This is a genomic window from Streptomyces sp. NPDC004752 (assembly GCF_053601275.1).
Genome location: NZ_JBSGBN010000195.1, coordinates 1 through 7,933 on the forward strand (window position 1 = coordinate 1; position 7,933 = coordinate 7,933).

Below are 7,933 nucleotides of genomic sequence, written 5' to 3' on the forward strand. Positions count from 1 at the left end.
GTCGGCGAGCGGCCGCGCGGCCGGTTCGCGGTGCGGCCGGGGGTTCGGGTGCGGGTGTGCTCGGGGCGACGGCGGCTGCCGGGGCGACGGCGCGGCGGCCGGAGCGCTCGACGCGGCCGGCTTCTTCCGCTCGGGACGCGGGGACGGGCCGACCATCTCCAGCGCCTCCCTGGCCGGCGCCTGCACCACCCGGGGCTCGGCGCTGCCGTCCGGCCGGGGCGCCGACGGCTGGGCCGGTGCCGTACCCGGCGGCCCCGCGGTCGGCGGGCGCTGGACCGTGACACAGCCGGCGAGGGCCGAGACGGTCACGGTGACCCACAGCGCGGCGGCGGTCGTCGTTCGATGCACCCGCGCAACTCTGCTGCCTCGATCTCCCGATCGGGGCAACGGGCGAGCGCATGATGCCCCATACGGGTGATCTCCTGCGCCGTGCGGGTGTAACGGGGGTGCGGAAGGTGACGTCAGTCGCCGGTGGCACCGTCGATCCGTTCACGGATCAGGTCCGCGTGGCCGTTGTGCCGGGCGTATTCCTCGATCATGTGCGTATAGATCCAGCGGAGGGTGAACGGTTCCGGCCGTCGGCTCACGCCCTGGGACAGGTCGTCGAGTCCGAAACCGGCCGCGTGGCGCCGGGCGGTCTCGATCTCGCCCTGCCAGGTGGCGTACGCCTCTTCCCAGGTGTCGGCCTCGGTGAGGTGGAAATCGCCGTCCCGGTCTTCCTCGGTGTAGTAGATCGGGCCAGAGTCCTCGCCCACCAGCACCCTGCGGAACCAGGCTCGCTCGACCTCCGCCATGTGCCGCACCAGCCCCATCAGTGACAGGTCGGACGGCGCGACCGAGGCGGTTCTCAGCTGTGCGTCGGTCAGGCCCGCGCACTTCACGGCCAGGGTCTCGCGGTGGTAGTCCAGCCAGCCCTCCAGCATGGTGCGCTCGTCGGCGTTCAGGGCCGGCTCTCGGCGATCATTCGTCATGCCCGTCATTCTCGCCCGTCTCACCCGCTTCCGGCAGAGGTTTTCGGCTGCCCAGCATCCCGTCGAGCAACTCCCGCACCCCCGCCCGCACTTCGTCCGGGCCCGGCACCCGCGCGCTGAACGACCCGGCCGCGCACGAGAACATCAACCCGTCCGCCCAGGCGAGAAGGGACAGCGCGTGCCGCTCCGGTTCGGTCGACCCCAGGGCGGCGACCATGGCGGCCAGCTGGTCCCGGAAGACGGCGCCCGTCGCGTCGTAGAAGGCCCGCAGGGCGGGGCGGCGGGTGGCCTCCAGGGCCAGTTCGTAACGGGAGATCAGCAGCTCACGGTGGCGGGTGACGGACCGGTGCGCCGCGAGGGCCAGCGCGTCCGCCAGCGAGTCGAGGCCGCCGCGTGGATCGGGCATCTCGTCCAGCGCGAGCACCCGCGACTCCCGAACGGCATGCCGCCGCACCACCAGCTCCAGCAGGGCCTGGCGGGTACGGGCCACATTCGAGGTCGAGCCCTGCGGCAGCCCGGCCGCCTCGTCGACCGCGCGATGCGTCAGGCCGCGCATGCCGCGTTCGGCGAGCAGCGCGATGGCGGTGTCGGCGACGAGGTCCGCACGGGAGACGGCCGGGGTGTGGACGGACATGGGACGACCCTACCCGTGGTACTACGCCTGTAGTACAGTCGAGGCGCCGCCTCACTACATCTGTAGTAAATCCGGCGGTGAAGTCGGTACGAGTTCTGCGGTGAGCCACCCGCGTTCCGCAGTCAGTCGTCCGCCTTCCACGGTGCACCGTCCGCGCGTCCTCGGAGGAGCCATGGCACAGTCGTCCCGCGCCGTCGTCATCGGTGGCGGAATCGGAGGTCTGACCGCCGCGGCGGCCCTGCACCAGCACGGCTGGCAGGTCACCGTCCTGGAACGGGCCCGGTCCCTGGCCCCGGTGGGCGCGGCCATCGCGCTCGCCCCGAACGCGCTGCGCGCCCTGGACGTCATCGGCATCGGCGACCGGATCCGCGACCTCGCCGCCTGGCAGGGGGACGGTGGACTGCGCATCCCGGGCGGCCGCCGGCTCTTCCGCTCCAGCGCCGAGGCATCCGCGGCCCGGTTCGGCGGCCCCCTCGTCCTGCTGCACCGTTCCACCCTCATCGACAGCATCGCCGCCCTGCTCCCGCCGGACGCCGTCCGTACGGCCACCGACGCCGTCCTCGCGGACCCCGGTGACCCCGGTGACACCGGCCGGCCCGCCCGGGTGACCGCCGCCGGCGAGGAGTGGGAGGCCGACCTGGTCGTCGGCGCGGACGGCATCCGCTCCGCCGTGCGCGCGGCGCTGTTCCCCGGGCATCCCGGGCCGGTGTACGCCGGGTTCACCACCTGGCGGGTCGTGATCCCGGTGCCCGGAGCCGAGTTCGCTTCGCACGAGACATGGGGCCGGGGCCGCATCTGGGGCACGCATCCGCTCAAGGACGGCCGGGTGTACGCGTACGCCGCCGCCACGCTCCCGGCCGCCGGGCACGCCCCCGACGACGAGAAGGCCGAACTCGTCCGCCGGTTCGGCGACTGGCACGACCCGATCCCCGCCGTCCTCGCCGCCGCCCGCCCCGAGGACGTCCTGCGCCACGACGTCCACCACCTCGCCGAGCCGCTGCCCGCCCATCACCGCGGCCGGGTCGCGCTCCTCGGCGACGCCGCGCACGCGATGCCGCCCACCCTGGGCCAGGGCGGCAACCAGGCCATCGAGGACGCCGTCGTCCTCGCGCACCACGCCCGCGACCTCGCCGCCTACACGGCGGCCCGGCTGCCGCGCACCACCGCCATCGCCCGGCAGGCCGTCCGGGCCGGCCGCGTCAACCTGACCCGGAACCGCGCCGCCATCGCCGTCCGTAACACCGCGGTCGCCGTGCTCGCCAAGGCCGCACCGGCCCTGTTCCTGCGCGGATTCGACGGCATCGCCGACTGGCGGCCCCCGTATGCTGCCGAGCAGGCACCGGCGGGCAAGCGCTAGGGAGAGCATGTGAAGGTCGGCTGCATCGGACTCGGCGACATCGCGCAGAAGGCTTATCTGCCGGTGCTCGGCGCGCTGCCGGGCCTCGAACTGCATCTGCAGACCCGGACGCCCGCGACCCTCGACCGGGTCGCCGACGCCCTGCGGGTCCCCGCCGCCCAGCGGCACCCCACCCTGGACTCCCTCCTCGCCCAGCACCTCGACGCCGCCTTCGTGCACGCGCCCACCGAGGCGCACCCCGAGATCGTCACCCGCCTCCTGGACGCCGGGCTACCGACCTACGTCGACAAGCCGCTCGCCTACGAACTCGCCGACTCACGGCGGCTGGTGGCGCTCGCCGAGCAGCGGGACGTCTCCCTCGCCGTCGGCTTCAACCGGCGCCACGCCCCCGGGTATGTGCAGTGCGCCGACCACCCGCGCGAGCTGATCCTGATGCAGAAGAACCGCATCGGACTGCCGGAGGAGCCGCGCACGATGATCCTCGACGACTTCATCCACGTCGTCGACACCCTGCGCTTCCTGGTCCCCGGCCCGGTGGACGACGTGACCGTGCGGGCCCGCGTCCGGGACGGACTGCTGCACCATGTCGTGCTGCAACTCGCCGGGGACGGCTTCACCGCGCTCGGCGTGATGAACCGGCGCAGCGGATCCGCGGAAGAGATCCTCGAAGTTTCCGGACAGGACACCAAGCGTCAGGTGGTCAATCTCGCCGAGGTGATCGACCACAAGGGCCAGCCGACGGTGCGGCGGCGCGGTGACTGGGTGCCGGTGGCCCGGCAGCGCGGCATCGAGCAGGCGGTGCTCGCCTTCCTGGACGCCGTGCGCGCGGGCACGGTGCTCAGTGCCCGTGACGCGCTGGCGACTCATGAACTGTGCGAGCGCGTGGTGCGTGCGGTGCGGCAGCGTTCCGCCGCAGCCTGACCGCCCGTACGCCCTCCACCGTGCACAGGCCGGCCAGCACCAGCAGCGCCGCCTGCACCGGCCAGTCGCCGTAGCGGACGTACGGCGTGATCCCGTGCGCGAGCGGCACAGAGTAGACGTGAACGGCGCTCGCGTCCGTGCCGAGCCATGGGCCGAGCCGCCGCCCGTCGGGGCCGTAGACGGCGGAGATCCCGGTCAGCGTCGCGTGCACCATGGGACGGCCGGTCTCCGCGGCCCGCAGCGCGGCCAGCGAGGCATGCTGCGCGGGGGCCCAGCTGTGCTGGAACGTCGACGTCGAGGACTGGCCCAGCAGCACGTCCGCGCCGTCCTGCGCGAGGTGCCGGCTCAGGTCGGGGAACGCGGTCTCGAAGCAGATCATCGGGCCGATGCGCAGCCCGTGCCCGACGTTCATCACCACCTGTTCGGTGCCCCGCCTGCGGTCCTCGCCCGCCGCCTTGCCGACCGAGGTCGCCCAGCCGAGCAGCGAACGGGCCGGTATGTACTCGCCGAAGGGGACCAGCCGCATCTTGTCGTAGCGGGCGCCGGTCGGGCCGTCCGGGCCGATCAGGACCGAACTCTTGAAGATGCCGGGCCGGTCCGAGCGGCGGGCGTCCACGTTGACCAGCACATCCGCGCCGGTCTGATGGGACAGCACGGTGATCCGGCGGGCCAGGTCGGGCCGGTCGCCCAGGTCGAAGCCGACACTGCTCTCGCCCCACACGACCAGGTCGACGCGCTGCCCCACGAGCCGCCGGGTGAGCTGCTCCGCACGGTCGAAGCGCCGGTCGCCGCTGTCGCTGCCGCCGACCACACCCGGCTGGACGACCGCGATCCGGACCCGGCCCTCGTCGGACGGGCGCGGCGACCACGCCCAGGCCGCCGAGGTCGCCGCCGCGGTGGCGACGAGCGAGGCGAGCGCCGGTATCCGGGACTCGCGCACCGACACCAGCACCGCGACCGCGACATTCACCGCCACCACCAGGAAGCTGAGCAGCCACACCCCGCCCACCGAGGCGAGCCGCAGCGCCGGTTCCAGCTGCCACTGGCTCGACCCGATCATGCCCCAGGGCCCCCCGAGCCCCTGCCAGGACCGGACCAGCTCCACGGCCAGCCAGGCCGACGGCAGCACCAGCAGCGCGGCGGCGCCCCGGCCCGGCGAGGGCACCCCGCCCAGGAACCGGCGCACCAGCCAGCCCCAGGGCAGCCACAACGCCCCCAGCAGCGCCGCGATAAGGAACAGGAACACATGCAGGCTCGGCAGCAGCCAGTGGTGCACCGCCACCATGAAGCCGATGCCACCGAACCAGCCGTCCAGGGCGGCGCGCCGCCCGGTGGGGGCCGAGCGGGCGAGCAGGATCCACGGGACCAGGGCGATGTACGCGAACCACCACAGGGAGGGTGCCGGGAAGGACAGCACCGGCAGGGCGCCCGCGAGGACGGCGGCGACGCAGCGCCGCCACGCGGAGGCGAGCCAGTGGTCGAGCGTCCTCATGCGTAGCCTCCCTGCGCAGCGGCCGTCTCCAGTGTGCGCGCCGGGGGGCACCTGCCGACAGGGGGCCTCGGACTCAGTCGGTCAGAGGGCCGTGGACTCAGTCGATCAGCGGCGCGGGACGCGGATCGGGCGGGCGGCGCCACTTCTCCTCGACGGCCACCTCGCGCAGCCGCCAGCCGTCCGGTGTGCGCAGCAGCCCGAAGGAGTACCGGCCGCCGCACACGAGGTCGGGCGCCGTCGACCCGCCGTCGCCGCCGGCGAGCCGCATCGGGCTGAGGTAGTCGGCCCGCACCTCGGCGGTGTCCCCGGTGTCCCGTTGCAGGATCCCGAACCGCACCCGGCGGTTGACGATCAGATGCTGGCGCATCGCGAACCGGCCGAGGCTCCCGGCGAGCCACTCGGCGACCCGGCCGGCCTCCCCCTCGATGCCGCCGGCGGACCGGTAGTCCGCCCGCCCGTCATGAGTGAACAGGCCCCGGTACGCGGCCCAGTCCCCGTCGTCCACGGTCATCGCGTACTCGGTGACGATCCCGTCCACGGTCAGCCGGTCCATCACGGTAGCGAGGTCCACACGCTGCGTCATCGACTCAGTCTTGGTCATGAGGCGCACGGAGCCAAGGGGGTGTGCGGTGGGATTCGGGCGAACTTGCGGACGAAGAGCCCGTTGCGCCGAGTCGGGCACCCCGGAGATGAACCACCCGGCCCGCCCGACGGGGCCGCCAACTCCCTTCCCGTACGGGGTGAATGATCGGCTTTCCGGTCGGTGCGCTCTTGAGCGGGGCGCCATTTGGTGCGCTTCTGGACGGGGCGAGATTCCGTTCTCGATTTCGAATCTCGATTTCGAAGAGGCGGCCCCCACGCGTTCACCGCGGATCAGGCGTGCGCCGGGGCCCTCCGGGCGCACCGGGCACACGGCTCACCCGCGACGGCCGCGGAGCGCCCGAACGACCTGGTGGCCGCGAGCCACGCGGACGACCTCATGCGGGCGACGCCCGGCTACGCGCCGGTCGACCGGCTGAGGTCGTACGAACTCGTCGAGGGACACGTCATGCCGCCGCTTCCGACCGCCGGGAGGTGGCCGGGCCGTACCGGAGGCCGGGCCGTACCGGAGGCGGGGCTGTATCGAGGGCCGGGATGCACTGGTGGCCGGGCTGTATCGGTGGCCACAGGTGGTCCACGATCGGGCGACGCCGGAGCGGAGTGGAGCGGGCGGCCGTCGCTCGCGGACCCGGTGCGCAAGGGCAGTCCATGGCGTCCGCCGCTGTGGACCGGGTCCTGGACCGGTGCGCCCTCGAAGCGGGCTTCAGTTCTTCAGACGCTCCCGGTCGCCCATCACCACGATGGGGTGGCGGGCCGGATCGAGGGCGTGCAGCAGGGCCTTCATCCCCGACTCCGGGACGGTCACACAGGCCGACGTACCGTCACCGTGGTCCAGATGCAGCCATATACCGCCGCCCTTTTCCACCCCTTCGGGCCGGTTCCAGTCGTACGGCGGGGCGCCCTTGAGCCGGTTGTAGTTGATGGCTATGACGTAGTCGAAGTCATGGGCATGGGCTTCGTCATCGCTGATCGTGGGAATGAAGGCGTTGTCGTCGTGCCAGTACTCCAGCCGACTGCCCGGATCCTGCAGCGCGCCCCCCGCGTCGGTCAGCGAGAACACGCCGACGGGACTGCGTTCGTCGTCCATGCGATGGTCCGTCGTCCAGCCCATCCGGCCGTTGTGCCCGCGCCAACTGCCGGTGGCTTCCCAGGCCGTGTCCCGCTTCTCGTAGAGCACGACGAGACTGTCGGGTGAATCCTGGCGATCGCCGTAGACGACCACCACCTGGCGGGTGTCGGCCGGCACCTGCTTCCATATCCGGTCTCCGAGGCCCGGGGGGCGGGTGCGCACCGCGGGGCGCGCGGAGCCGGACGACGCCGGGTTGTTGATGCCCGGGGCACCGCCGGGGCTCGACCGGTCCGCGGTGTCGCCGCAGGCCGTGGTCCCCGTCAGCAGGACGCCGCAGGCAAGGGCCGCGGGTATGGCATGGCGCGCACCGCCGCGTCGCATCGGCCGCAGAAGGGGCCGGGTAACAGTTGATGTCCGCATGATCAGGATCTTGTGTCGGAACGAACGCCACGCGCATCCGGACGCGGGCATCTGGTCTAAGAGCTCCGAACAGAATGGGCGCCCGGCGTGCGATGCCTGGCACGCACTCCCCCAGCCTTCGGCCGGGAGGTGCCCCCACGCGGCGTTGCCGAAACGCCCTGGTAGCTCCGCTACGAAGGCCTTCCGGCGTCTTGCGATCGCACGCACCAGACGCCGCATGCTGATCGGACTCCCACTCTGTTCGCAGCTCTAAGCGCCTCGCCGCCGCTCGGGACGAGGTCCGGGTCACTGGGTACGAGGCGTGGCCGTCCGTTGGGGTCGTACGGCCGGTGACACTGCTCGTGCGAGCGGCGATCCGGCTCGCGGACCGCCGTGCCGACCGGGGCGCCGACGAGCGCGTCGAGCGGCATTGTGCGAAACCCGCCCGCGCACCGTGCCCGCGCCGGCCGGCACCCACCACACCCGCGAC

The 7,933-nt window shown here is 73.0% G+C and carries 8 protein-coding genes; 2 read left to right on the top strand and 6 right to left on the bottom strand.

From position 1 onward, the window contains the following. From ACWEKM_RS43315 to ACWEKM_RS43325, 3 genes are all read right to left on the bottom strand, one after another. Positions 1-348, bottom strand: a 348-nt coding sequence (locus ACWEKM_RS43315) for a hypothetical protein (RefSeq protein ID WP_451626805.1), incomplete at its 3' end; no start/stop codon positions are given. Positions 349-461: 113 nt separating this feature from the next. After that, positions 462-971, bottom strand: coding sequence for a DinB family protein (locus tag ACWEKM_RS43320; RefSeq protein ID WP_451626806.1), 510 nt, complete (start codon positions 969-971; stop codon positions 462-464). Next, complete coding sequence (locus ACWEKM_RS43325) at positions 961-1,605, bottom strand: TetR/AcrR family transcriptional regulator (RefSeq protein ID WP_451626807.1); 645 nt, start codon at positions 1,603-1,605, stop codon at positions 961-963. The genes ACWEKM_RS43320 and ACWEKM_RS43325 overlap by 11 nt, the downstream gene beginning before the upstream one ends. 172 nt (positions 1,606-1,777) lie before the next feature. On the opposite strand from ACWEKM_RS43325, the gene ACWEKM_RS43330 reads away from it, so the two are divergent. Together ACWEKM_RS43330 and ACWEKM_RS43335 are read left to right on the top strand one after the other, a co-directional pair. After that, the gene (locus ACWEKM_RS43330; RefSeq protein ID WP_451626808.1) at positions 1,778-2,962 is read left to right on the top strand and encodes an FAD-dependent monooxygenase; all 1,185 of its coding nucleotides are present in this window, start codon (positions 1,778-1,780) and stop codon (positions 2,960-2,962) included. A 9-nt stretch (positions 2,963-2,971) separates the two neighbouring features. Further along, positions 2,972-3,883: a Gfo/Idh/MocA family protein gene (locus ACWEKM_RS43335; protein ID WP_451626809.1), complete on the top strand. Its 912-nt coding sequence runs from the start codon at positions 2,972-2,974 to the stop codon at positions 3,881-3,883. On the opposite strand, the gene lnt is transcribed toward ACWEKM_RS43335, so the two are convergent. The 3 genes from lnt to ACWEKM_RS43350 form a co-directional block, all read right to left on the bottom strand. Further along, on the bottom strand, positions 3,801-5,375 hold the full coding sequence (gene lnt, locus ACWEKM_RS43340; RefSeq protein WP_451626810.1) for an apolipoprotein N-acyltransferase: 1,575 nt from the start codon (positions 5,373-5,375) through the stop codon (positions 3,801-3,803). The genes ACWEKM_RS43335 and lnt overlap by 83 nt on opposite strands. Before the next feature lie 97 nt (positions 5,376-5,472). Continuing rightward, the gene (locus ACWEKM_RS43345; protein WP_451626817.1) at positions 5,473-5,958 is read right to left on the bottom strand and encodes a nuclear transport factor 2 family protein; all 486 of its coding nucleotides are present in this window, start codon (positions 5,956-5,958) and stop codon (positions 5,473-5,475) included. 720 nt (positions 5,959-6,678) lie between these two features. Continuing rightward, on the bottom strand, positions 6,679-7,464 hold the full coding sequence (locus ACWEKM_RS43350; RefSeq protein ID WP_451626811.1) for a hypothetical protein: 786 nt from the start codon (positions 7,462-7,464) through the stop codon (positions 6,679-6,681). Between the last annotated feature and the right edge of the window lie 469 nt (positions 7,465-7,933).

Excerpts from the sequence above, each read along its gene's own strand:
- ACWEKM_RS43320 (WP_451626806.1), bottom strand. The coding sequence starts at position 971 with ATGACGAATGATCGCCGAGAGCCGGCCCTGAACGCCGACGAGCGCACC.
- ACWEKM_RS43325 (WP_451626807.1), bottom strand. The coding sequence starts at position 1,605 with ATGTCCGTCCACACCCCGGCCGTCTCCCGTGCGGACCTCGTCGCCGAC.
- ACWEKM_RS43330 (WP_451626808.1), top strand. The coding sequence starts at position 1,778 with ATGGCACAGTCGTCCCGCGCCGTCGTCATCGGTGGCGGAATCGGAGGT.
- lnt (WP_451626810.1), bottom strand. The coding sequence starts at position 5,375 with ATGAGGACGCTCGACCACTGGCTCGCCTCCGCGTGGCGGCGCTGCGTC.
- ACWEKM_RS43345 (WP_451626817.1), bottom strand. The coding sequence starts at position 5,958 with ATGACGCAGCGTGTGGACCTCGCTACCGTGATGGACCGGCTGACCGTG.
- ACWEKM_RS43350 (WP_451626811.1), bottom strand. The coding sequence starts at position 7,464 with ATGCGGACATCAACTGTTACCCGGCCCCTTCTGCGGCCGATGCGACGC.